The organism is Paenibacillus sp. GCM10027630 (assembly GCF_042676305.1).
GTDB lineage: Bacteria > Bacillota > Bacilli > Paenibacillales > NBRC-103111 > Paenibacillus_S.
The window spans coordinates 17107-41222 of sequence record NZ_JBHTGY010000017.1; the positions used below are offsets into that span (position 1 = coordinate 17107).

The 24116-nt window shown below is 46.4% G+C and carries 23 protein-coding genes and 1 riboswitch; all 23 genes read left to right on the top strand.

Going from position 1 to position 24116, the window contains the following annotated elements:
• The first annotated feature begins 341 nt into the window (after positions 1-341).
• Positions 342-1631: an HD domain-containing protein gene (locus ACFQ0C_RS09455; RefSeq protein WP_258217630.1), complete on the top strand. Its 1290-nt coding sequence runs from the start codon at positions 342-344 to the stop codon at positions 1629-1631.
• A gap of 48 nt (positions 1632-1679) precedes the next feature.
• On the top strand, positions 1680-2447 hold the full coding sequence (locus ACFQ0C_RS09460) for a TatD family hydrolase (RefSeq protein WP_379366165.1): 768 nt from the start codon (positions 1680-1682) through the stop codon (positions 2445-2447).
• A gap of 225 nt (positions 2448-2672) precedes the next feature.
• Positions 2673-2867, top strand: a riboswitch (cyclic di-AMP (ydaO/yuaA leader).
• A 287-nt stretch (positions 2868-3154) separates the two neighbouring features.
• Positions 3155-4294, top strand: coding sequence for a resuscitation-promoting factor (locus tag ACFQ0C_RS09465; protein ID WP_379366167.1), 1140 nt, complete (start codon positions 3155-3157; stop codon positions 4292-4294).
• A 686-nt stretch (positions 4295-4980) separates the two neighbouring features.
• Entirely contained in the window at positions 4981-5526 is a 546-nt protein-coding gene (gene rnmV, locus ACFQ0C_RS09470; RefSeq protein WP_258217632.1) for a ribonuclease M5, read from the top strand.
• 12 nt (positions 5527-5538) lie between these two features.
• Complete coding sequence (gene rsmA / locus ACFQ0C_RS09475) at positions 5539-6441, top strand: 16S rRNA (adenine(1518)-N(6)/adenine(1519)-N(6))-dimethyltransferase RsmA (RefSeq protein ID WP_379366170.1); 903 nt, start codon at positions 5539-5541, stop codon at positions 6439-6441.
• 119 nt (positions 6442-6560) lie between these two features.
• The gene (yabG, locus tag ACFQ0C_RS09480; protein ID WP_379366172.1) at positions 6561-7439 is read left to right on the top strand and encodes a sporulation peptidase YabG; all 879 of its coding nucleotides are present in this window, start codon (positions 6561-6563) and stop codon (positions 7437-7439) included.
• Positions 7440-7625: 186 nt separating this feature from the next.
• Positions 7626-7898 carry a biofilm formation stimulator Veg gene (gene veg / locus ACFQ0C_RS09485; protein WP_133236016.1) on the top strand — a complete coding sequence of 91 codons (273 nt, stop codon included), beginning with the start codon at positions 7626-7628 and terminating at the stop codon, positions 7896-7898.
• Between the two features lie 122 nt (positions 7899-8020).
• Positions 8021-8218 carry a small, acid-soluble spore protein, alpha/beta type gene (locus tag ACFQ0C_RS09490; protein ID WP_171656586.1) on the top strand — a complete coding sequence of 66 codons (198 nt, stop codon included), beginning with the start codon at positions 8021-8023 and terminating at the stop codon, positions 8216-8218.
• Between the two features lie 164 nt (positions 8219-8382).
• The gene (gene ispE, locus ACFQ0C_RS09495; RefSeq protein WP_258217635.1) at positions 8383-9237 is read left to right on the top strand and encodes a 4-(cytidine 5'-diphospho)-2-C-methyl-D-erythritol kinase; all 855 of its coding nucleotides are present in this window, start codon (positions 8383-8385) and stop codon (positions 9235-9237) included.
• A gap of 135 nt (positions 9238-9372) precedes the next feature.
• Positions 9373-10200: a pur operon repressor gene (gene purR, locus ACFQ0C_RS09500; RefSeq protein ID WP_258217636.1), complete on the top strand. Its 828-nt coding sequence runs from the start codon at positions 9373-9375 to the stop codon at positions 10198-10200.
• A 6-nt stretch (positions 10201-10206) separates the two neighbouring features.
• On the top strand, positions 10207-10593 hold the full coding sequence (locus ACFQ0C_RS09505) for a RidA family protein (protein ID WP_258217637.1): 387 nt from the start codon (positions 10207-10209) through the stop codon (positions 10591-10593).
• A 121-nt stretch (positions 10594-10714) separates the two neighbouring features.
• On the top strand, positions 10715-10999 hold the full coding sequence (gene spoVG, locus ACFQ0C_RS09510; RefSeq protein WP_089201676.1) for a septation regulator SpoVG: 285 nt from the start codon (positions 10715-10717) through the stop codon (positions 10997-10999).
• A 221-nt stretch (positions 11000-11220) separates the two neighbouring features.
• Positions 11221-12621, top strand: a complete 1401-nt coding sequence (gene glmU / locus ACFQ0C_RS09515) for a bifunctional UDP-N-acetylglucosamine diphosphorylase/glucosamine-1-phosphate N-acetyltransferase GlmU (RefSeq protein WP_379366177.1) — start codon at positions 11221-11223, stop codon at positions 12619-12621.
• Positions 12622-12745: 124 nt separating this feature from the next.
• A complete protein-coding gene (locus tag ACFQ0C_RS09520; protein WP_258217639.1) occupies positions 12746-13375 on the top strand; it encodes a 50S ribosomal protein L25 in 630 nt (209 codons plus the stop codon).
• 149 nt (positions 13376-13524) lie between these two features.
• Complete coding sequence (gene pth / locus ACFQ0C_RS09525) at positions 13525-14085, top strand: aminoacyl-tRNA hydrolase (protein ID WP_379366180.1); 561 nt, start codon at positions 13525-13527, stop codon at positions 14083-14085.
• A gap of 114 nt (positions 14086-14199) precedes the next feature.
• On the top strand, positions 14200-14430 hold the full coding sequence (gene fin / locus ACFQ0C_RS09530; protein WP_171656580.1) for an anti-sigma-F factor Fin: 231 nt from the start codon (positions 14200-14202) through the stop codon (positions 14428-14430).
• Between the two features lie 187 nt (positions 14431-14617).
• A complete protein-coding gene (gene mfd, locus ACFQ0C_RS09535) occupies positions 14618-18139 on the top strand; it encodes a transcription-repair coupling factor (RefSeq protein WP_379366183.1) in 3522 nt (1173 codons plus the stop codon).
• Entirely contained in the window at positions 18126-19220 is a 1095-nt protein-coding gene (locus ACFQ0C_RS09540) for a peptidylprolyl isomerase (protein ID WP_379366185.1), read from the top strand. The genes mfd and ACFQ0C_RS09540 overlap by 14 nt, the downstream gene beginning before the upstream one ends.
• Positions 19221-19507: 287 nt before the next feature.
• Entirely contained in the window at positions 19508-20050 is a 543-nt protein-coding gene (gene spoVT, locus ACFQ0C_RS09545) for a stage V sporulation protein T (RefSeq protein ID WP_379366187.1), read from the top strand.
• A 156-nt stretch (positions 20051-20206) separates the two neighbouring features.
• Positions 20207-21901, top strand: coding sequence for a putative polysaccharide biosynthesis protein (locus tag ACFQ0C_RS09550; protein ID WP_379366189.1), 1695 nt, complete (start codon positions 20207-20209; stop codon positions 21899-21901).
• A gap of 93 nt (positions 21902-21994) precedes the next feature.
• Entirely contained in the window at positions 21995-23491 is a 1497-nt protein-coding gene (gene yabN / locus ACFQ0C_RS09555; RefSeq protein ID WP_379366191.1) for a bifunctional methyltransferase/pyrophosphohydrolase YabN, read from the top strand.
• Positions 23492-23554: 63 nt separating this feature from the next.
• Positions 23555-23827, top strand: a complete 273-nt coding sequence (locus ACFQ0C_RS09560) for an HU family DNA-binding protein (protein WP_258217646.1) — start codon at positions 23555-23557, stop codon at positions 23825-23827.
• Positions 23827-24111 carry an RNA-binding S4 domain-containing protein gene (locus ACFQ0C_RS09565; RefSeq protein ID WP_171656573.1) on the top strand — a complete coding sequence of 95 codons (285 nt, stop codon included), beginning with the start codon at positions 23827-23829 and terminating at the stop codon, positions 24109-24111. The genes ACFQ0C_RS09560 and ACFQ0C_RS09565 overlap by 1 nt, the downstream gene beginning before the upstream one ends.
• Positions 24112-24116 lie beyond the last annotated feature (5 nt).

Genomic DNA, 24116 nt, shown 5'->3' on the forward strand with positions numbered 1-24116 from the left:
AAATAAATCGTCATGTTTCGACATAATTCTTATTATTCATGATACCAACCATTCCCATAATAGTCAACCTTCATATTGGCATTTTGCCTCTCAATATTTGGTAAAAAACAACCGATTTAACCAAAAATTTATTATTTTTTTAGATAAACCTTGAGAATAAAGCAAATTTGTGAACAAACCTATTAGAAGGTGTTTTTGCAGCTATTTGCTATTAACCTAAAAAATGTAAGCATTTTACAGCTTGTAATTGGAAGATGAATATGACATTATTCGACATAACGAGTGACCAGTAAAACCTATTATGTCGAAAAATATACTTTAACTCCAGGAGGTGACCCCTTATGTCCAGTCCCTTAAAAGAAGAAAAAGTATTTAAAGATCCGGTTCATAAGTATATCTATGTGCAGGACCGTACCATTTGGGATCTTATTAATACAAAGGAATTTCAGAGGCTTCGCCGGATACGTCAGTTGGGGACATGCTTTTTAACGTTTCATGGCGCGGAGCATAGCCGATTTTCTCATTCTCTGGGCGTATATGAAGTAACCCGTAAAATCATCTCGCAATTTGAACGCAACAAATACGAGGATTGGCCTAGTGAAGAACGGCTGTTGTGCTTATGCGCCGCGCTGCTTCATGATGTAGGTCATGGTCCGTTCTCTCATTCCATTGAAAAAACCTTTGGAACCCATCATGAGGACTGGTCCTGCCGCATTGTTCTTGGCAACACGGAAATCAATCGGGTGTTAAGAGAGGTTTCACCCACTTTTCCTCAGCAAGTAGCGGGTGTCATCGCCAAAACGTATCATAAAGAAATTGTGGTCAGTCTAGTTTCGAGTCAATTGGATGCGGATCGTATGGATTACTTATTGCGCGATGCCTACTTCACTGGTGTGAATTACGGTACGTTTGATTTGGAGCGGATATTGCGTGTAATGCGGCCCTTTCAAGGACATATTGTAATGAAAGAAAGCGGTATGCATGCTGTAGAAGACTACTTAATGTCACGTTATCAGATGTATTGGCAAATATATTTCCATCCGGTAACTCGCAGCGCTGAGATTGTATTACATAAGGTGTTTCAAAGAGCAAAGCAGTTATTCGAAGAAGGATATAGCTTCGCCTTCATGCTGCCGCCATTGCTGAGCTTATTCCGTCAATCGCTTACCGTTCAGGAATATCACATGCTGGATGAGGCGTTAATGCAAACGGTGCTGATGCAGTGGGCGTATGAAAAGGATGAGATTTTGTCAGACCTGTGCTCACGGTTTCTGAATCGTAATCTTTTTAAATATGTGTCGCTGGAGCGGATTGAAGCTGAACAGATCGAACGGCTGAGGGAAACGATGGAAGGACTTGGAATGGACCCTATTTTTTATCTGGCCATTGATTTTCCGTCCGATCTTTCCTATGATGTGTACCGCCCTGGCGATCATGACGAAAAACTGCCCATTTTGTTATTGGATAACAAGGATAGATTAACTGAGATATCGCTTAAATCCGACATTGTAAGATCAATCAGCGGTATTCATATGGGGAAATATCATTTGTATTTCCCGGAAGAGCTGCTTCTTCATAGCCAGCGGCAGACTTTTGCACCGGATATTCGCAGGCTGTTGGGCATAGATTAAGCGAAAGTTTTACCTACATAAAACAAATAAAGGAGAATAGCTACTTCAATGTTAACAGACACGCATACTCATCTTAATGCTCCCCAGTTCGATGAAGATCGACATGACGTTATTCAGCGCGCGCTCGAGAGCGGAATCAGTCGAATCATTAATGTCGGATTTAATCGGGAAACCATCCCTAGCTCAATTGCCTTAGCGGAGCAATATGATTTTATTTATTCAACCGTTGGTTGGCATCCCCAGGATGCGAAGGATATGACGGCGGATGATTTAGATTGGATCGAACAATTATGTGCCCATCCGAAAGTGGTAGCCATAGGTGAGATTGGCCTTGATTATTATTGGGACACCTCGCCTAAAGATGTGCAGGATCGTGTATTTCGGGAGCAAATCCGGTTGGCGCGTAAGCTGGGTATGCCGATCGTGATTCACAACCGCGATGCGCACCATGACATTCTTCAGGTTCTTCGCGAAGAAAAGGCTTCAGATGTTGGAGGGGTCATGCACTGCTTCTCAGGCAGCTGGGAAACGGCGAAGCTCTGTATGGATATGAATTTTCACATTTCCTTCGGAGGGCCTGTTACATTCAAGAATGCAAAGCAGCCAAAAGAAGTGTTGGAAAAGGTGCCGTTGGAGCGTCTTTTGATTGAAACAGATGCCCCCTATTTAACCCCGCACCCATTTCGCGGCAAGAGGAACGAGACGGCATATGTGAAATTAGTCGCAGAAACGGCTGCTGAGCTTAAAGGGCTGACTTTGGAAGAATTAGCTCGGGTAACTACCCAAAATGCGGTTACATTATTCGGGTTACTTTAATTTGGTTATAAGGGTTTGGACGAGTCTATTTTCGTCGAAAACACGATAATCAAAGAAATATATGGTATATTGTACGATTTCAATAGAAAAACAATGGTTTTATTCCTGAAAACGGATGAAAATACCTAATATGGTCAAAAATCAAGGTTTTTTGACCAGTTTGTATACTTTACAACTTTGTATCAGACAGCGTAAACTCAATATTAACTTAATACGTTTACCAAGTTTTCATTTTCGCTGAGTTTCCATCAGGGAAACGGGGGAACCGCAAAGTGACTGTCCCATTTTTTCAATGAGACAAAGGTCACATTTTCAGGGGTGAATCATGGTTAGGTCATGTTACAGTGAACCGACCCAAGTAGGGCGACTCTCAAGTCCGAATCCGTCAGCTAACCTCGTAAGCGTTAAGAGAGAGGTAACGATTGTCGTGCGCTTTATTTCATATTGCTGAAATAACTCAAAGTCACGGGAAGAGTCCTCTTTCCGCGACTTTTTTGTGTTCTTCGTTACGATATTCAATTCACAGACCGGGTACATAGCTGCTCAGGTAACCAAGGAGGTGCTAGCCGCACGCAGGAAGAACGATATGGAAAGTAAGATTGCAGCCCCTAGTTGATTAACGAAAAGATTGCAAAATTAAACCATAGTCGCGTCAGATGAATCATGCGTAACACACGACGGCGGGGCTTTGAAGGAGGACCGAACAAGTGGGAGCTATTCACCATGAGCAACCCCATGTAAGACGATCATCCAGCATGTCCTTCGCAATGCGATGGAAGCATGAAAACTTGCGTTTGATTTGGATCATTGGACTTATTTCAATCGCTATGACTTTCATGTTTATGATGATGTTACACGGTACGGCTACCAAGAAGGTATCTGTAGTTGTGAACGGACAGGAATCGGTTGTTTATACTAAACAATGGGTTCTACAGAGTTTACTGGATGAGCAAGGAATTTCTGTTGGAGAGCACGATCGTCTCTCTGCAGAGCTTGGAGCCAAGCTGAAGAGCGGGGACCGGATTGCGATAGAACATGCACAACCGGTGCAGTTAACAGCGGATGGAGAAACCAAGACCCTGTATACGGTGGCCAAGACCGTGGGGACTGCTTTAAGCGAATTAAAAGTGCCGGTTGGCGAGCTAGACAAGGTTAGTCCAGCTATTGATGCCAATTTGGCGGAGAATAGGGCAATCCAGATCGTCCGTGTCAAGAAAGAGACGGAAGAGGTAACGGAACCGATTGCTTTTGATGTGGAGAAAAAGAATGATCCTCAGCTTGTTAAGGGGAAAGAGCAAATAGTTCAAGAAGGACAAGAAGGGCTGCTCCTAAAAACGAAAGAAAAGCTGTTTGAAGATGGTAAGCTTGTATCCGAACAAGTGGTTGATGAAAAAGTAAAGTCTGAAAGTATCAATAAAATTGTTGCAATAGGAACGAAAAATCCGGTAGTAGTATTATCAGCATCCTCGCCGAATTTGCAAGATGTGATGAAGAGCGGCGTTTCTTTCGGAGTGAAGCAGGTTATTAACAATGTGACGCTAACGGCCTATTCGGCTGGAGCATCATCAACTGGCAAAAGCGCCGAACACCCGCAGTATGGACTAACGTCCTCAGGCACGAGAGTAACGGAAGGTCGAACGATTGCAGTGGATCCTAAAGTAATTCCGCTCGGTTGGTGGGTTTATATTGACGGACTTGGATTCCGCAGAGCCGAAGATACCGGCAGTGCAGTTAAGGGTAACAAAGTTGATGTCTATTTTGACAACAACGATTATGCGAACCGTTTCGGCACTAAACGCGGGTATACCATTTACGTAATTGGACCCAAGAAACCTACAGCGGACTAAAGGCCTGCAATTAGGGCAGACTCATCATATATAAGGTTTTGAAAGAAGAAGGGGGCATCCTCTTCTTTTTTCTGTTCTTTTGGATTTCCCCCGGAGTCCCCCACCCAAACCCTCCGGATTTCCCCACCCAAACCCTCCCCGCCGGGAGGGCTCCAAGGGCTGGCCGCCCTCTGGACACCCGCTAACGGCTTGGGGTGGGAGGCAGATTGGCGTTTCGTATGCTATTATAGGTGGAGGATCGCTTTCGTCCCTAGGGGACACGCTTTCAGTTAGTGCACTCTTGCCCCCACCAAAATCCTCCGGAGTCCCCCACCCAAACCCTCCCCGCCGGGAGGGCTCCAAGGGCTACCGCCCTCTGGACACCCGCTTTATTGGGGAAGGAGCTTCGACAGTTCTTCGATGGGTTGGAGGTGGTAGGAGCGCGTTAGTCGTGGCTGCTTTGGCTTCGCGAAGCAAGCCACTCCACGCTTGCATAGTGTGCGGTAACAGGCTAGATCAGAGTGTCCCATTCATAAAGGGCAGGGGATCAGAGGAGAAGCGTGTCCCGTAGGGACGGTAGCGATGTAAGTACATAAGGCTCCAAGGGAGCGCCACCGAACCTCCTCCCCCAAGCCCTTAACGGGTGTCCAGAGGGCGGAGCCCTTGGGGCCCTCCCGGCGGGGAGGGTTTGGGAGGAGAATAATCCAGTGATCAAGGAAATTATTGTGGTTGAAGGAAAAGATGATACAACCGCTATAAAACGAGCGGTTGAGGCGGAAACGATTGAGACCGGCGGATCGGCGATTAACAAGGATATTATTAAACGAATCAAGCTTGCCCAGCAGCGGCGCGGTGTAATTGTGCTGACTGACCCGGATCATGCCGGAGAGCGGATTCGTAAGATTATTACTGCCCAAGTGCCTGGCTGCAAGCATGCCTTTATAACGCAGGAAAATGCGACAAGCAAAGGGGATATTGGGGTAGAGAATGCATCTGTGGAGACGATCCGTGAAGCACTCTCTAACTTGCGTACGGATTATGAGTCAGCAGAGTCCGATATTACTTTAGACGATTTGGTTGCGGCAGGATTAATAGTTCATCCCCAAGCTGCTTCGCGACGTATGGCTGTAGGGAAAGTGTTGGGGATTGGCTATTGTAACGGCAAGCAATTTTATAAACGATGCAGAATGTTCCAAATCACACGTGAAGAATTTGCGGCTGCTTGGCGGCAGCTGGATAAAGAAGAGGGGTAAGTAGAGTTAACCATGGATACAGTCAAACCAACCGTACAAGAAGATATAGCTTCCCCAAAGAGAACCAATGAACTTTTGAAAAGACATGGTCTTGTATTGAAAAAAAGTCTGGGCCAAAATTTCCTGGTAGATCCGAACATTTTACATAAAATTGTTTCCGCTGCCGGGCTGGATGTATCTAAAGGAGTGCTGGAGATCGGTCCAGGGATCGGCGCATTAACCCAGCAGCTGTCCAAAATCGCAGGTAAAGTAGTGGCTATCGAGATCGACCAACGGCTCTTGCCGCTTCTTCAGGAGACCTTAAGTGCTTATTCACACGCTAGTGTCATTCATGATGATGTACTGAAGGTGGATTTAAGTCCTTTATTTGATGAGCAGTTTCAAGGGTTCGAACAAGTCAGTGTTGTTGCAAATTTGCCTTATTATATAACGACGCCGATTATTATGAAGCTGTTGGAAGAGAAACTTCCTCTTGAGAATATTGTTGTCATGATTCAGAAGGAAGTAGCTGATCGGATGTCTGCAAAGCCGGGCGGCAAAGAGTATGGCAGCCTAAGCATTGCCGTACAGTATTATTGCGAACCGGAGATTGTAACTATAGTTCCACGTACAGTCTTTATTCCTCAGCCCAATGTGGATTCTGCTGTTATTAAATTAAAGGTGCGCCAGCAGCCTGCCGTTGAAGTAGAGGATGAAGCTTTTTTCTTTGATGTGGTTCAAGCGTCCTTCGTACAGCGCAGAAAAACGATATATAACAACTTGGCAGCCCGTTATTTCAGTAAAGAGTCGAAAGGGCAGTTGGAGGCCATATTACAGGGGGCAGGGATTGAGCCTTCCCGTAGGGGAGAAACGCTTTCTATGCAAGAATATGCGCGACTCAGCCGCGCGTTATCAGCGGCTCTGGGAAAAGCTTGAGAATAAATAGTATTAGATCGACAAAATCATCCATACAGGTCATCTAAATGTAAATGGGGTATCGCTATTCACCAAATGCCTATAAAGGCCATAGGATAGACGAGGGAGGCGATTTGCCCATGAAACAGGGAGACCTGGTCACTCGTAGATCTTATGGTGGTGACATCCTTTTTAGAATTCAGGACATCCTGCAGCAGCAAGCAGTGCTGCGAGGGGTAGACTATCGTTTGTTAGCCGATGCTCCTATTCAAGATTTAACCACAGCGTCACAATTTGACCCCTATCAATATGCAGGATCTGTTAAACCGGCATGGATGGACTCGATGCGCAGGACACAGGTGCAATCTGCCACTGCGCCCTTGCACGATAGCATAAGTATGCCATCAGCAGAGAATGCTGCTCAAAGCTACTTTGAAATGCCTGGAAAGGTGCTTCATTTGGACGGAGACCCTGCTTATTTGCGAAAATGCATGAGTCTGTACGGGGAGCTTAGAGTGCCTGTAGAGGGCTTTTATGTGGCTGAGGTGGATATGGCCGATGTTTTATATCGAATGCTGCCTCAAATCAGGCCGGATATAGTAGTCATAACAGGTCATGATGCCATACTTAAAGGTAGACGAAACGGAGATATCGGCCAGCTCAGCAGCTATAAGAACTCACACAACTTTGTTAAAGCAGTCAGGGTGGCCAGACAATATGAGAAGAATAAAGATACGCTCACAGTCATTGCGGGTGCATGTCAATCTCATTTTGAAGCATTGCTGCAAGCGGGGGCCAACTATGCCAGTTCACCGGCAAGGGTCTTGATTCATGCGTTTGATCCACTGTGTGTAGCAGCCAAGGTGTCCTTCACATCTATTAAGGATACGGTTAATATGGTCGATGTTATCAGGCTTACGCACAGTGGATTGGAAGGCATGGGAGGGATTGAATCCCGGGGAAGCTACCGTCGTGGAGTGCCCAGAGTCCAAAAAAATATTCCTGTCCAAGCACCTTAGGGTGCTTTTTATTTTGAAAATAAGACGATTTTGTGAACGAACGAGGTCTTTTTATAGCCAAAACCTTACTCCACATAGGAAATATGCCGTTGACAACAGGTTTGTGTGACTGATATAATATTTGTTCTAATTTGACATACTACCACTATTGCTGTATACTTTGTAAGGAAAGAGGTGGAGTGGTCAATGGCTAAAAACGCGCTGTTGGAGATCAAACGCAGTTTGGAACCTCATGTCGGACAGAAAATCATGCTAAGAGCAAATGGTGGTCGCCGTAAAACGATCGAACGATCCGGTGTATTGGAGGAGACCTACCCTTCCGTTTTTATCGTGAAGCTGGATCAGGAACAAAACGCGTTTAAGCGAGTCTCATACAGTTACGCAGACATACTTACGGAGTCCGTGGAAGTTACCGTTTGTAACGATGACGGACAAGTACGGATCACTATACAGCAATAATATACATAAACAGCATGCCTGCGGGGTGTGCTGTTTTTTGTATATGCCCCTATTATTGCCTGCATGTAACGCTAAGCCTCAGGACATACTACTCCTATCTTACCGCAAAGGAGGAAACACGCATGTCACGCAGGAACCGTGGAGTAATGTCGGAAGGGTTCAAATACGAGCTTGCGAAGGACTTGGGTTTTTATGAAACTGTGCAGCGTGAAGGCTGGGGAGGTATACGTACGAAGGATGCGGGCAACATGGTAAAAAGAGCGATTCAAATTGCCGAGCAAGCATCCAAACAGCAACCGCAGCAACCGCCAAGGTATTGATTAAGTAGTTCAAAACCGTTCAACGGAGGCTAGAGTGCGCAGAGCGCGGCTTTAGCTTTTTTTTGTTGCTTTTTTGGTATAGTATTAGTGTTAGAACTTTTCCAGCATTTTTCCGTAAGTGGAATGACTGCTGTGAAGCAATAGAGCTGCAAAGAAGGTGTCCTATGAAAGTTTTTGAGAAAGCGCCGGCCAAAATTAATCTCATGCTGGATGTACTGCGTAAACGGGAAGACGGGTATCACGAGGTAGAAATGATTATGACCATGGTAGACCTCGCCGACCGTATTGAAATGCAGGAGCTGCCCAGAGATACGATTATGATTTCAAGTCAAGCCGGATACATACCGTTGGATGAGAAAAATTTGGCGTTCCAGGCAGCCAGATTGATCAAAGATCGTTACGATGTGAAGCAAGGTGTTTACATACATTTGGATAAAAAAATACCGGTCGCTGCAGGCCTCGCGGGAGGAAGCAGTGATGCGGCTGCCACTCTGCGCGGTCTGAATCGGCTGTGGGGGCTTGGCATTCCGATGGCAGAGCTCCAGCGATTAGGAGCCGAACTCGGCTCTGACGTGCCTTTCTGCGTTACTGGCGGAACCGCAATTGCGCGTGGGCGTGGCGAAAAGCTGGAGCCGATCGAGGCGCCGCCGCAATGCTGGGTTGTATTGGCCAAGCCTCCAATAAACGTCTCGACGGCAGATGTTTACGGTAAGCTGAGAGCTAACGCCATCCAGCATCATCCGTCAGCGGAGCTGGTATTGGAGGCTATTCGGCTGAAGCGATTTGATTTATTGTGTGATCGACTGGGAAACGTGCTGGAGGAAGTTACGTTGGATTTATACCCGGAGGTTAGACGACTCAAGGAATGTATGCTGCGGCTCGGTGCTGATGGTGTGCTTATGTCGGGCAGCGGGCCTACCGTATTCGGTTTGGTGTCCAAGGAAGCGAAGGTAGCCAGAATTTATAATGGACTGCGGGGATTTTGCAAGGATGTATTCGCCGTTCGTCTTTTGACCTGATGATGTTAAATTCTTCGATGTCACATACATGTCAGAATAATTTTCATGGACATCTTGAAAAAATACGTATAAAAATGGTATATTCATGTTATATTATTCGGATTTTATGCCATTTTACGATGAGGGGTGCCACCAATGAAAAAGTTAAAACGAAGTGCAAGATTGGTCGAAATGACGCAATACTTGCTTTTTCGCCCCCATACACTTATTCCTTTAACTACATTTGCGGATCGGTACAATTCGGCTAAATCATCTATAAGCGAAGATTTAGCGATTATAAAGGAAGTGTTTGAGGAAGAGGGGCTTGGTGATTTACAAACTTTAGCGGGTGCGGCCGGAGGGGTGAAGTTTATCCCTAAAGTGTCCAAAGCAGCATCCCTGCAGTTTATTCAAGGTATATGCAAACAGCTGGAGCAGCCGGAACGCATTTTGCCGGGTGGTTATATGTACATGTCGGATATTATGGGCCAGCCGTTCATTTTGAATGAAGTGGGCAAGATGTTTGCAACCGCTTTTTCTTCGAAGGACATTGATGTAGTTATGACAGTGGAAACCAAGGGAATTCCGATTGCTTATGCAACGGCTTCTTTCTTAAATCTGCCTGTTGTAATTGTCAGACGCGATAACAAAGTAACGGAAGGCTCAGCAGTGAGCATCAACTATGTATCCGGCTCCAACAAGCGTATTCAGACGATGTCTTTGTCGCGGAGAGCTTTGAAGGAAGAATCGCGAGTGCTGATTATAGACGATTTTATGCGGGTTGGCGGTACGGTGCACGGGATGATGGACTTGTTGAAAGAGTTTAGAGCGACAGTAAAAGGGGTCGGCGTATTTGTGGAGTCCGGAGAAGTAGAGGAGCATCTGGTGGAAGAGTATATTTCACTGGCCAAGCTGTCTGGAGTTGATCCGAAAACCAAGCAAATTACGGTTGTGCCCGGTAATTATTTCTACGATGGAGAGTGACCTATTATGGGATTGAATATAATTGCAACTAATCAAGCTCCAGCAGCTATTGGACCTTATTCGCAAGCTGTACAATTTGGAGAGCTTCTTTTTACATCCGGACAAATCCCGCTTGGACTTGATGGACAAGTTGTAGAAGGTGGGATCGAAGAACAGACACATCAAGTATTTCGAAATTTGAAAGCGGTTTTGGAAGCGGGAGGCTCATCTTTTGCCCATGTAATTAAAGCGACAGTATTTATTAAAGATATGAATCAGTTCGCGCAGGTCAACCAAATCTATGCAGAGTACTTTGGAGACCATAAACCGGCTCGTTCAACTGTCGAAGTAGCGCGGCTGCCAAAGGATGTTTTTGTCGAAATAGAGCTGATCGCAACAGTTATTGTCGAATAATTTAAAATTAATCAAATATTTATTAAATTAAATAAATTTATATAAAATAAGAAGGAATTTGCCCTAAAATGTGGAATTTTATAGACCAAGTCTTCTAGATGGGAAAAGGTGGTGAACACTAGTGCAGATTACAGACGTGAGACTCCGTCGGGTTAACTCCGAAGGAAGAATGAAAGCCATTGCTTCCATAACCATCGACAACGAATTTGTGGTTCATGACATTCGTGTGATTGACGGTAACAACGGTATGTTCGTGGCGATGCCAAGCAAACGAACGCCCGATGGAGAGTTCAGGGATATCGCTCATCCGATTTCTTCCTCTACCCGCGAAAAGATTCAAGCTGCTGTTTTGGCAGAATACGACCGTGCAGCGACTGAGGAAGAAGTAATCGTTGAAGGGGCATAATCGACGAGTTTGGGAGAGCCGTAAGCGGCTCTCTTTTCTTTTTGCATAAATTCATATATATTTGAATGCAGGGCGTAGTATGTTGCGCATAAAATAGTAGTGGCTGTTTTTAGGGATCATTTTGATAATGAAGTTTGAAATAATGGGGCGCGCGTGTTTTTGGCTCGCTTCTTTTTGCGACATGACACTAGTGAGTATTTTTGATAGAGGGAGTGACCGGATTGAATATAATGGGGATCGTTCTGGCAGCGGGACAAGGCAAGCGTATGAAGTCGAAACTGTACAAGGTTTTGCATAAAGTTGGCGGGAAGCCAATGGTTGGGCATGTGATTCAGGCATTAGAGAAAATAGAGACACAAAGAACCATAGTAGTGGTCGGACATGGGGCTGAGTCGGTTAAATCGTATCTGGGAGACCGAGTTGAATATGCTATGCAGGATCAGCAGCTGGGCACCGGACATGCAGTTCTTCAAGCGGAGCCGCTGTTAGGAAATGAAGATGGGTTAACGGTTGTATTGTATGGCGACACTCCATTGATAACTAGTGAATCACTGCAGGAAATGATCCGTATTCACTGTGAAAAGGGTGCAGCCGCGACAGTCATGACGGCAATCATGGATGATCCATTCGGTTTAGGGCGTATTATCCGGAGCGAGGATGGCCGTGTATCCCGTATCGTAGAGCAGAAGGATTGCAATGCCGAGGAACGAGAAATCAAAGAGATCAACTCCGGCATGTATTGCTTCTCTAACCGCAAGCTGTTTGACGCCTTGAACAAAGTGACGAACAACAATTCACAGAATGAATATTATTTAACTGATGTGTTAGGTATATTAGTTGGTCAAAATGAGATTGTCGAGGCTTATTGCACTCCAGATGCGATGGATACGTTCGGCGTTAATGATCGTGTAGCGCTGTCCGAGGCGGAGCGAATCATGCGTTCGCGTATAAACCGTAATCACATGTTGAACGGGGTTACTTTAATTGATCCCGCAAACACCTATATCGATGCTGATGTGCAAATTGGATCGGATACGGTTGTGCTGCCTGGAACTATTTTAAAAGGCCATACGGTTATTGGGGAAGACTGCTTAATCGGCCCGAATACAGAAATTACGGACAGCACGATTGGAGATGGAGTACACATCAAGCAATCGGTGCTGTTGGATGCTGAAGTGGGGAGCCAAAGTGCGGTTGGACCTTTCGCTTATTTGCGTCCAGGTGCCAAGCTTGGGGAAAATGTGAAAATCGGTGATTTTGTTGAAATCAAAAATGCCATTTTGGCTGATGACGTTAAGGTTTCGCATCTTAGCTATATCGGTGATGCCAGGATAGGTAAAAATGTGAATTTCGGATGCGGCGCGATCACGGTTAATTATGACGGCTTCAATAAGCAGCTGACCGAAGTGGAAGAAGATGCATTTATCGGCAGTAATGTGAATTTGATTGCTCCCATCAAAATAGGCAAGGGCGCTTATGTAGTGGCCGGCTCAACGATTACGCATAATGTGGATGATAATGATGTGGCTATCGCTCGTGAGCGGCAGGTTAACAAACCGGGTTATGCGGAGAAATTACGCAATAAGTTTTCCGAGAAGAAACAGCGGCCGCGAAAGAACTAAGCGGACGCTTTATAGGCTCGCTTAGAAATAAGAGGTTTGATTCTCCTTCAATTGGGTAAATTAAAATTAGGAAATTTGTAAATGCCTAATCCCGATTTGCTAAATTGAAGGAGGTATTACCCTTATGACAGTTACAATGAAAGCGGAAGAACGAAACAGAGGCACAAAATCAGAACGTAAAGGGCTTCGCGCGAAGGGGAAAATTCCGGCAGTTCTATATGGTTCAAAGGTTAGCAGTACTCCTATCGCTATATCAGAAAAGGAGCTTCTGGTGCTTCTTCGCTCTAATCCGCATGCCATTATCGAGATGGATGTGCCGCAGATAGGGAAACAACCCGTTATGATCAGCGAGGTGCAGCGTGATGCTCTTTCCAGAAGTGTTCTGCACGTTGATTTCCATCAAATCAATATGGACGAGCCCGTAACAACGACTGTCCGATTGGATTTTACAGGTGAGTCAGCCGGTGTACAAGCGGGCGGCATTCTGCAAATTCAGCATCACGAAATAGAAATTCGATGCTTGCCAAGGGATATTCCTGCTTCCATTCAGGTGGATATCAGCGCTCTGGAGATTGGAACCAACGTTCTGGTTTCAGAGCTGCAGCTTCCAGCTACTATTGAAATCAAAACGGATATGAATGATGTTTTGGCTACGGTGCTGATGCCTCAGAAAGAAGTTATTGCTGATGATGCGGAAGATGAAAAGGATCAGAAGGCGGAAGCGGTGCCTGCAGGAGCGGCTGATCAAGAGTAAAGCAGCATGCATCTGTCGAATCTGTTGAAGTGAGCCTTGTCTGAGGGCGTGTCGATATGCGATGCGCTCTTTTGTTGTGTCCTTTATCAGGCTTCATGTATGGAGAAAAGTTTGGTATGATCGATTCAAGGAAGGGGAGAAGGTGCAACGTGAAATGGTTTGTAGGCTTAGGGAATCCTGGAACGCCTTATCAATCGACAAGGCATAACATTGGATTTATGGCAGTGGATCGGTTTGCTGACAAGCATGGTATCAAAATTACCCAGAGCAAATGCAAAGCGCTTATAGGCGAGGGAAATGTAAATGGGACTAAGGTTTATTTGATTAAGCCGATGACTTATATGAATTTATCCGGAGAATCCATCCGCGCTTTTATGGACTTTTACAAAGCCTCGATAGAAGATTTAGTCCTCGTGTATGATGATCTGGATACGTCCTATGGACAAATAAGGTTACGCTATCAGGGCAGTGCCGGAGGACATAACGGAATTAAGTCCACTATTCAGCATTTGGGGACACAGTCCTTCTATCGCATCCGGATGGGCATTAATCGGCCTGCTCCCGGATATAATATAGCAGATTATGTATTGTCTTCCTTTTCCAAGGAGGAATTCAAGTCCATGCCGCAAATCCTGGATACGACTTGTGAAGCATTGGAATACACCCTTGATAATCCTTTTGAAAAGACAATGGCAAAGTTTAATGTTTAATTCATTGCTTTTGCTTCGAAGCCAGTCATGGTCTGCTGCGGGATGACGGATTTGGAAATTCGGGCTAAATTCCTCCTTTTTTGGTCATAATGAAGGAAAAGGAGGAGAGTGCTTGTGGGAGTAAAGTATTTTTGCCGTCATTGCCAGACACTGATAGGCGAGTTGGAGCAACAATATATCAGTGAGGAGCTGTTAGGCTTCCATTTCTTGACCCCTGAGGAACGGAGAGATATAATATCGTATAACCCAAATGGGGATGTCACTGTTAAAGTGGTGTGCGACTATTGCAAGGAAGCCTTGGATAGTAACCCGGAGCTGTCGCTTCTTACCAGTCCGCTACAGTAAGGTTTGATTTTAACACGGATTTACAAATGTTGACGGATACCGCCTAGGCTGAATTAATGTCTAGGCGCTTTTTCAGGTACACGGATGGGATATGTATAATCTAGCCCAGGATGGCTCGTCCTTAAAAGACGATGCGACTAATTATCCTTGGGTTGCTTTTGTTAATGGGTGAGAGGGGTGTACGTTTTTGCAGGCTTTAATTCAAGCATTCTCCGCAGATCCTGATTTGCAGAGTATTGTATCGGGCGTACGCTCCGGGATGAGAGAGCAGCTGCTGTCTGGTTTGTCGGGTTCCTCACGACAGGTCATGCTGGCGGCTCTTTATGAGGAGTTACAGCAGCCGTTATTTATCGTGACACATAACATGTTCTCGGCGCAAAAAATATTTGAAGATTTGATCGAGTGTTTGCCTGCCGACAAAGTCTTGTTGTTCCCGGCACAGGAGCTTATGGCTGCGGAAACGGCTGTTGCAAGTCCGGAGATGCTGGCGCAGCGTATTGATGCGTTGACCCGACTGGCAGCCGGATTTCACGGCATTGTCGTTGTTCCCTATGCAGGGATGCGACGCGTTCTTCCGCTCAAAGGGCTGATTGCCGAAGCGAGGATTCCAATCAAGGTGGGCGAGACGCTTCAATTGGATGATTTTATTGCCCGCATGGTTGGACTGGGCTACGAGCGCGTGGAACGTGTCGAAGCAAAGGGTGAGATGAGTGTGCGGGGCGGTATTATTGACTTTTTTCCGCTATATTCAATCCATCCCTACCGGGTCGAGCTGTTCGATGAAGATATTGATTCCATTCGTACCTTTGATGTTACGGACCAGCGTTCTATCGACAAGTTAAATGCTTTAGTGATCACGCCATGCCGTGAGATTATTACGGATGGAAAACGTTTACAAGTTGCGGCCCAGCACGCTTATGATCTGCTGCAGGCTCAACTTGAGAAGATGGCTGATCGGGGAGCCAAGGACCGTCTTCTTGAAGGTGTGGGGCATGAGATTGAAATGATGCGGGAGGGACAATATTTCCCGGGGATTTTCAAATACATCTCTTTACTGTACCCGGAACGGCAAACTCTGCTTGATTATATGCCTAAGGAAACTATTTTGCTGATCGATGAGCCGGCAAGATTGTTGGAAACAGCCAAGCAGCTGGAGCGGGATGAAGCGGAATGGACGACCATGTCGCTTCAGGATGGAAAGAGCATTCCGGCGTTTGTGCTGTCGAAGTCCTATGAAACCTTGCTACAGCGGAAGCCTTATCCGACACTGTATATGTCTTTATTTTTGCGGCAAGTTCCACAAACGCAACCGCAAAATATTGTGAACTTCATGTGCCGGGCTATGCAGAATTTCCACGGTCAAATGAATGTGCTGAAGTCCGAGATGGAACGTTGGAAAAAATCTGGCGCCAAGGTGCTGATTCTGGCCAATGGGGAAGAGCGCGTGGATCGGGTTCGCCGTGTGCTTGCTGATTATAATATCGACGAGCCGACAATTCTAAGGGGAAACTTGCAGGCAGGCTTCGAGCTTCCGAATATTCATTTAGTGGTCATTACCGAAGGGGAAATGTTCACTCAGAAGCAGCGTAAAGCGCGTAAAGTTGATAAAAAAATAGAAAACGCCGAGCGCATCAAAAGCTATCAGGAGCTCAAGGTTGGCGATTATGTGGTTCATGTTAACCATGGTATCGGCAAGTTTGTTGGCATTGGCACACTCGAAATCAATGGAATTCATAAAGATTATTTGCATATTGTGTATGCCGGGGGAGATAAGCTGTCTGTCCCGATTGACCAGATTGACCATATCCAAAAATATGTAGGTTCCGAAGAGAAGGAGCCGAAGATTTATAAGCTTGGCGGTGCTGATTGGAATCGTGTCAAAAGCAAGGCGCGGGCTTCTGTTGAAGACATTGCGGACGACCTGATTAAATTATACGCAGAGCGCCAGGCAACAACGGGATACGGATTCAGCAAGGATACCACATACCAGCAGGAGTTTGAAGGTATGTTTCCTTATGAGGAAACGGTGGATCAACTGCGTGCCATTAGTGAAATCAAAGAGGATATGGAAAAACCGCGTCCCATGGATCGGCTGCTTTGCGGCGACGTTGGTTATGGGAAGACGGAGGTCGCCATCCGCGCTGCGTTCAAGTCAGCCATCGATGGCAAGCAAGTGGCCGTATTGGTGCCGACAACGATTCTGGCGCAGCAGCATTATGAAACATTCCGCGAGCGTTTTTCCGGATACCCTTTTAATATTCAAGTGCTGAGCCGTTTCCGTTCCAAAAAGGAGCAGACTGAGACTATGAAGGGTGTCAAGGCGGGAACTGTGGATGTCGTCATTGGTACACACAGATTGCTGTCAGCGGATGTAAAATTTAAAGACCTTGGACTGCTTATCGTCGATGAGGAGCAGCGCTTCGGTGTGTCGCACAAAGAAAAGCTGAAGCGGCTGAAAATGAATGTAGATGTGCTCACGCTAACAGCTACGCCGATCCCTCGGACGCTGCATATGTCGATGCTTGGAGTCCGTGATTTGTCAGTCATCGAAACGCCGCCAGAGAACCGGTTCCCGGTACAGACCTACGTGGTGGAGCAGAGCAATGCATTAGCTCGTGAAGCTATTGAACGTGAATTGGCTCGTGAAGGACAGGTGTATTATTTGTTCAACCGTGTCCAGGGCATTAACCAGATGGCTGAGCAAATTTCGATGCTTGTCCCTGATGCGAGGGTAACGGTTGCCCATGGCCAAATGTCCGAGCAAGAGCTGGAGAAAACGATTCTCGACTTTTTAGATGGAGAATATGATGTACTGGTCAGCACGAGCATCATAGAAACCGGTGTTGATATCCCGAATGTTAATACATTAATTGTTCATGACTCCGATAAGATGGGTTTATCCCAGCTGTACCAGCTTAGAGGCCGTGTAGGGCGCTCTAATCGGATTGCTTACGCCTACTTTACTTACCAGCGGGATAAAGTGCTGACCGAGGTTGCTGAGAAGAGGCTTCAAGCTATAAAAGAGTTTACAGAATTAGGGTCAGGGTTTAAAATTGCCATGAGGGATTTGTCCATCCGCGGTGCGGGGAATTTACTTGGAGCCGAGCAGCATGGTTTTATTGCATCGGTAGGCTTTGACTTGTATTCCCAAATGCTTGCTGAGGAAATTGCCAAACGGAAGCATGAGATTACAGGCGAAGAGCCGGAAGTAATTAAATCTTGGGTAACTCATTTGGACATCCAATTGGATGCCTATATTCCCGGTGATTATATTTACGATAGCGTGCAAAAAATAGAGATTTACAAAAAGGTTGTAGCCGTTAAATCGTTGGAAGAGGCTGCTGAACTGCATGATGAGCTTGTAGATCGTTTTGGTGATTTGCCGGAAGCTGTGCACAATCTGCTTGCCGTTGCGAGATTGAAGGCATATGGCTCCATGTATGCCATCGAATCCATTTCGCAAAAAGGGCTGGATTATGAGATTAAGATTCATGCGGATCAAACCGGCAATTTGGATGGGCAGTTGTTGTTTAGCATAGCAAGTGAGTTTGAAGGCCGTGTGAAATTGATTGCCGGTCCGCAAATTCATATCCATCTTAAGGGCAAGGGATTGCAGCCGGAGCAATCCATCGAACTGCTCGAAAAATTCCTGAATCAATACAAGCGTGCTTTGAAATCGAAGGGAGAATTGCAAAATGCTGTCAAGTAAATGGATGAAAACAAAAAAGGGGCTTATTGCTGTTTTAGCCGCGGTAACCTTGATTTCGGTGGTTGCTACAGGCTGTGGGAAAAAGGTTGAAGAACCGGCTCCAGGTGCTACAACACCGGCAAAACCTGAAGCGAACCCTAGTGAGGTGCTGGTAACCTACAAGGATGGCGGGAAAGTAACGCGTGGCGAATTCAATACGTTCCTGAATATCAATACTTTTTTCTATAAAGAATATGCACAATACAAAGAGGACCCTGCATTTCAGCAGGATATGATGAAGCAGTTTGTTACATTCCGTGTGCTTTCAGCTCGTGCGGACGATAAGGCGAAAAAGGAAGCGGAAACTAAGGCGAAAGAACAAATGGATCAGATCAAAATGTTTCTTGGCATGCAGGAGGGCGGTTTAGAGAAGCAGCTTAAGGATGCCAGCCTGACAGAAAAGGATATCAATGATTTTATTCTCCGCAGTATGCAAGGAATTGCAGCTATGGAGAGCAAGGTTACGGATCAACAGGTGAAGGATGCGTATGATAAGCATCTTGCGCAGGATAAAAATGCGTATGACATTGCAACGGTCAGCCATATTTTAATTGGAATAATGGATCCGGCCACCCAAAAGGAAAGCCGTTCGAAGGAAGATGCGAAAAAACGCGCAATCGAAGTTCAGGACAAGCTGAAGAATGGCGGTGATTTTGCTGCACTGGCCAAGGAGTACTCCGAAGATCCGGGCTCCAAGGATAAAGGCGGTAAATATGAGAATGCTGAAATTTCTCAGTGGGTTCCTGAATTTAAGAAAGCTGCAATTGAACTGCCTCTAAACCAAGTTAGCGATCCTGTTGAAACCTCTTACGGTTACCATATTATGAAGGTAGAATCCCGTAAAACTAAAACATTCGATGAGGTAAAACCAAGCTTGCGCTCGGAAGCGGCGGAAACGCAAGTGTACGAATTTGTAGAGAAAGAACTGCCTACTTTAATTGAAACTAATAATTTGCCTAAGCCAGCCCCAGCTCCAGCCCCGACCGCGCCAGCAGGAACACCAACTCCTGAGGCACCGAAGGCGGAAACACCGGCTAAGTAATATATTACCAGAGTACCCGAGAGGGTACTCTGTTTTTATTTCTCAAATATGGACATAATGAAGGCAACGACGTCAGCGTCACGGGTACATAAACTCAAAGGGGCTGATCAAAGAGATCAACAACATGGGTTAAATTAGCTCAAATGACGTCTTACATGCAACACATGTATAAGCCGATGGGAATCGAAGAATACTATGGTTACAATATGAAATTCCCTCTACATTGAATAAAACTTTAGCTATCCAGTCGTAACTAACTCTTCAAGGAAAGCGAGGCATCAAGAAACATGAAAGCAACTGGAATCGTTCGTCGTATTGACGATTTAGGAAGAGTGGTTATCCCCAAGGAAATTCGTCGCACATTACGGATAAGGGAAGGGGATCCGCTGGAAATTTTCGTGGATCGCGATGGAGAAGTCATCTTGAAGAAATACTCTCCAATCGGTGAATTAGGTGATTTTGCGAAGGAATATGCGGAATCATTGTATGAGAGCACGAATCATATCACTATGATCACAGACCGTGACAACATCATTGCCGTTGCTGGAGCGTCCAAGAAAGACTATCTGGAGAAATCAATCGGCTCTTTGGTGGAAGCGTGTATGGAAAACCGTAAAACTTCAATGGAAAGCAGTACAGGCCAATATGAGGTTATCAAGGATGTAAGTGATACGTATACCTCTTATGTCATTGCCCCCATTATTGCAGGTGGCGATCCAATTGGATCAGTGGTTCTCTTCAGCAAGGATGAAAATGTTAAGATGGGGCAAATGGAAGTTAAAATGGCTGAAACGGCCGCAGGGTTTTTGGCCAAACAAATGGAGCAGTGAAATAGTAAAACAAATTAAAGGGAGAGATAGAGGAACCTGAAAAGGGGGTCTAGGGATCCCTTTTTTTGTTGTGTCCAGATAGTATATAATAAATGGATTGTAAGAAGGAAAAAGCAGGAAGATGGACAAGCTCTGCTTGCACGAAGGGGAAGCGGGATGAAAGAAGATTCAGAGGCTCAAGGCAAAGAAGGGCAGCAAGCAGGTGCGACTCTGCTGAAAGGAGCAGCTGTTCTAGGTGTAGCTGCTGTTATATCGAAGTTAATTGGAACGATACAGAAAATTCCGCTGCAAAACGTGGCAGGGGATGAAGTGTTCGGTATTTATAATGCGGTTTATCCACTGTATATATTAATCTTGTTTTTGGCAACGGCAGGTTTTCCCATTGTAGTTTCCAAGTTTGTGTCGGAGCATGTATCCGCTGGACGCCATGAGGAGGCTCATCGCGTACTCAAGGTATCGTCAGCGGTACTGGCTGCTACGGGTTTCTTGTTTTTTTTGTTTTTGTTTTGCGGCGCTGATTGGCTGGCAGGATTGATGGGGGCGAGTCAAACAAGTAGAGCTATTCGCAGCGTCTCCTTCGCACTGCTGTTAGTGCCTGTGATGTCTGCGCTGCGCGGGTATTTTCAAGGCTATCAGAATATGATACCTACCGCAGTCTCTCAAGTGGTCGAACAAACCATTCGTGTAGCGACTATGTTTGGACTATTGTTGCTTTTCGTTCATTATGGCTATGGGGCCGATTGGATTGCTGCTGGGGCAACATTTGGCTCGGTAATGGGAGCTGTTGCCGGATTGCTGGTGATGCTTCATTATTACTTGAAGGGGCGGAGGAAAGGAAAAGATAGTTCTCTTCTGAAGACCGCGGCTTTTGCTCCAGCGAAGTCTGGAGAAGTTTGCTATGCAAGGGAAAGCAATAGCAGCCTAATACGCCGTCTTTTACTTTACGCCCTGCCCATTTGTCTCGGGACCATTGCTCTGCCGATACTGACCCTTGTAGATTCGTTTAGCGTGCCCAGGCTGCTGAAGCATCACGGATTGGATGAAATGGGGGCGTTATATCAGTTTGGTCTTTACAATCATGGACTCCCCTTGGTTCAATTGGTCGCAATGCTTGCCTCCTCCATGTCCGCAGCGCTAGTGCCTGCTATAGCTCAGGCGAAGGCTAAGGGGGATTCTGCGCTGCTTCGCAGCCGGACGGAGCAATCGCTTCGTCTAACCTGGCTGATCGGGTTGGCCGCTTCGGTTGGTTTGGCCGTGTTGGCTGAACCGATTAATGTGATGTTCTTCAGAAGCGGTGAAGGATCGTTAGCGATGGTTATTCTTAGCTTTACTGCGCTGTTTAGCATACTCAACATCGTCGCAAGCAGCGTGCTTCAGGGCTTCGGCGCCGTGGCTGCGCCGGCGCTTTACCTGCTCGCCGCGGCGGCGGCCAAAATCGCGGCGAACGCCGCCCTCGTGCCCCGCTGGGGCATCGATGGCGCCGCGACCGCGGCGGTGGCCGCCTACGCGCTCGCAGGCGGCCTCGCGCTCGCCCATGCGCTGCGCGCGACCGGCGTCACGCCGGCGTTCGGCCAGACCGTCATCAAACCGATGCTCAGCCTCGGCTTGATGACGGTGGGCCTGCTCGCCGTGACGCAGGGCTTGCCTGCGCTGCTGGGAGCGCTCCACGTGGGCCTGCCCCCTCGGGGCATGGCCACCGTGGTCTCGCTCGCAGGCGTAGCCGTTGGAGCGCTTGTATACGCGCTCGCACTGCTTCGTCTCGGCGTCGTGTCCTCCGCCGAGCTGGAGCAGATTCCGCAGCTGAGAGGCAAACCTCTCGCGCTGCTGCGCAGAACGAAGCTGCTGCGATAAGAATGGCTTGAACTCCTACTTATCGTGACTTATATTTGCCGCTCTTATCTTTACCCCATTCTCGACCCACTTGAACGAAGGAGGCGAATATTCATGCAACCTCAAATCACAGTTGTCGGTTTAGGCTCCGGCAATGAAGATCAGCTGACGCTAGGCGTCTGGAAGAAGCTGCAGGCAGCGGACAAGCTGTATCTGCGAACGGATCAGCATCCGATGATCGGCATGCTGACAAACAACAATATCGCTTATGAATCGTTTGATGCGTTATATGAAAGTCATGACACCTTCGAGGATGTATATGAGGCAATTGCCGGTGAACTGCTAGCTTTGGCCAAGTCCGCGCCGGCAGATATTATTTATGCGGTTCCCGGCCATCCGATGGTGGCTGAGATGACGGTACAGCTGCTGCGCGACCGTTGTCCGCAGGAGGGTGTAACGCTTGCGCTTCTAGGTGGAGAAAGCTTTCTGGACCAAGCGTTTCTGCGCCTTGGCTTTGATCCGATTGACGGGTTCCAATTGCTTAATGGAACGGTACTATCCGTTCACAGCTTGAACCCGCAGCTGCATACAGTGATCGGTCAAGTGTATGACACTTTTACAGCATCAGATGTGAAGCTGACCTTAATGGAGCTGTACCCGGACGATATGGAAGTCGTGGTCGGACATGCTTTGGGTGTAGCAGATGAAGAAAAAATACATCGCATACCGCTGTTCGAGCTGGATCATCTACAGGATTACGGCAATCTGTCGCTTGTCTGGATTCCGCGAACGGATGAGGATAAGCTTCGCAACCGGACCTTTGCCCGTCTGCATGAAATTGTGGCAATTCTTCGCAGCCCGGAGGGCTGTCCTTGGGATCGGGAGCAGACGCATCAATCCTTGCGCAAAAATTTAATAGAGGAAGCCTACGAGGTTTTGGAAACATTCGATGAAGAAGATCCTGATCATATGGCTGAGGAATTGGGGGATCTATTGCTGCAAATAATGCTGCACTCCCAGATTGAAGCTGAAGAAGGCGGATTTACAGTACTGGACGTCATTGAAGCTTTAAATAAGAAGCTGATTCGCCGCCACCCTCATGTTTTTGGAGAGGCTTTGGCCGGGGATGCGGATGAAGCTCTTCAAAACTGGCAGCAGATTAAACAAGAAGAGAAACGTCAAAAAGGGATTGATCCTGACGAGCTTCCTTTGCTGAGCGGTGTTCCCCGTGAGCTGCCGGGCTTGATGAAGGCTTATAAGCTTCAGAAGAAGGCTGCTGCTGTGGGTTTTGACTGGAGCCGATTGGATGAAGTGTTGGAGGTTGTCGAATCAGAGCTGGCAGAAGTGAAAGAAGCGATAGCTCAATTTTCGAAAAAAGAGCAGCAGGAAGAGCTTGGAGATTTGCTGTTTTCGGTTGTTAATCTGGCCCGTTTTCTTAAAATTGAGCCAGAGGAAGCTATGTCTGGCGCCAATCGCAAATTTTTTGAGAGATTCGGGTATATAGAGCGGCAACTGCGTTTAAAGGGCAAAAATTTTGACCAAACTGATCTACAAGAGATGGAATCTTTGTGGCAGGAAGCAAAAAAAGTTTTATATATCGACAATAACTAGCAGGAATTTCCTGAAAAACAAAGAATACATAACATAGAGTTATTTTGAGGAGGAAAAGTATCCATGAACAAAACAGACTTGATCAGCAACATTGCAGAAAAAAGCGGTTTGACCAAGAAGGACGTGGAAACCGTTCTTAACAACTTCTTGGGCGAAGTAACCGATGCTTTATCTACTGGTGACAAAGTTCAACTAATCGGTTTTGGAACATTTGAAATTCGCAAACGTTCCGGACGTACTGGACGCAATCCTCAAACAGGTAAAGAAATTACAATTCCTGAGTCAAAAGTTCCGGCTTTCAAAGCAGGTAACAAGCTTAAAGAAGCGGTAAAATAATGCGGCTTGATAAATTTCTCAAGGTTTCCCGGTTAATCAAGCGGCGCACCGTTGCTAAGGATGTATCCGATCAAGGGCGTGTCTGGATTAATGGGAAAGACTCAAAACCAAGCAGTGCCGTCAAGGTCGGCGATGAATTGAAAATTCAATTCGGGCAAAAGAGCGTGACGGTTCGTGTGGAACAACTTGCCGAATCTACCCGCAAGGAAGATGCGGCGAACATGTACACTCTGCTTAAAGAAGAAATGCACAAAACCGAATTATGGCAAAGCCAGGGAGACTGACGAGT

What these genes read in the sequence shown, in the direction of transcription:
- ACFQ0C_RS09455 (WP_258217630.1), top strand. Translation starts at nt 342, where the DNA reads ATGTCCAGTCCCTTAAAAGAAGAAAAAGTATTTAAAGATCCGGTTCAT.
- ACFQ0C_RS09460 (WP_379366165.1), top strand. Translation starts at nt 1,680, where the DNA reads ATGTTAACAGACACGCATACTCATCTTAATGCTCCCCAGTTCGATGAA.
- rsmA (WP_379366170.1), top strand. Translation starts at nt 5,539, where the DNA reads ATGGATACAGTCAAACCAACCGTACAAGAAGATATAGCTTCCCCAAAG.
- yabG (WP_379366172.1), top strand. Translation starts at nt 6,561, where the DNA reads ATGAAACAGGGAGACCTGGTCACTCGTAGATCTTATGGTGGTGACATC.
- veg (WP_133236016.1), top strand. Translation starts at nt 7,626, where the DNA reads ATGGCTAAAAACGCGCTGTTGGAGATCAAACGCAGTTTGGAACCTCAT.
- ACFQ0C_RS09490 (WP_171656586.1), top strand. Translation starts at nt 8,021, where the DNA reads ATGTCACGCAGGAACCGTGGAGTAATGTCGGAAGGGTTCAAATACGAG.
- ispE (WP_258217635.1), top strand. Translation starts at nt 8,383, where the DNA reads ATGAAAGTTTTTGAGAAAGCGCCGGCCAAAATTAATCTCATGCTGGAT.
- purR (WP_258217636.1), top strand. Translation starts at nt 9,373, where the DNA reads ATGAAAAAGTTAAAACGAAGTGCAAGATTGGTCGAAATGACGCAATAC.
- ACFQ0C_RS09505 (WP_258217637.1), top strand. Translation starts at nt 10,207, where the DNA reads ATGGGATTGAATATAATTGCAACTAATCAAGCTCCAGCAGCTATTGGA.
- ACFQ0C_RS09520 (WP_258217639.1), top strand. Translation starts at nt 12,746, where the DNA reads ATGACAGTTACAATGAAAGCGGAAGAACGAAACAGAGGCACAAAATCA.
- ACFQ0C_RS09540 (WP_379366185.1), top strand. Translation starts at nt 18,126, where the DNA reads ATGCTGTCAAGTAAATGGATGAAAACAAAAAAGGGGCTTATTGCTGTT.
- spoVT (WP_379366187.1), top strand. Translation starts at nt 19,508, where the DNA reads ATGAAAGCAACTGGAATCGTTCGTCGTATTGACGATTTAGGAAGAGTG.
- ACFQ0C_RS09550 (WP_379366189.1), top strand. Translation starts at nt 20,207, where the DNA reads ATGAAAGAAGATTCAGAGGCTCAAGGCAAAGAAGGGCAGCAAGCAGGT.
- yabN (WP_379366191.1), top strand. Translation starts at nt 21,995, where the DNA reads ATGCAACCTCAAATCACAGTTGTCGGTTTAGGCTCCGGCAATGAAGAT.
- ACFQ0C_RS09560 (WP_258217646.1), top strand. Translation starts at nt 23,555, where the DNA reads ATGAACAAAACAGACTTGATCAGCAACATTGCAGAAAAAAGCGGTTTG.
- ACFQ0C_RS09565 (WP_171656573.1), top strand. Translation starts at nt 23,827, where the DNA reads ATGCGGCTTGATAAATTTCTCAAGGTTTCCCGGTTAATCAAGCGGCGC.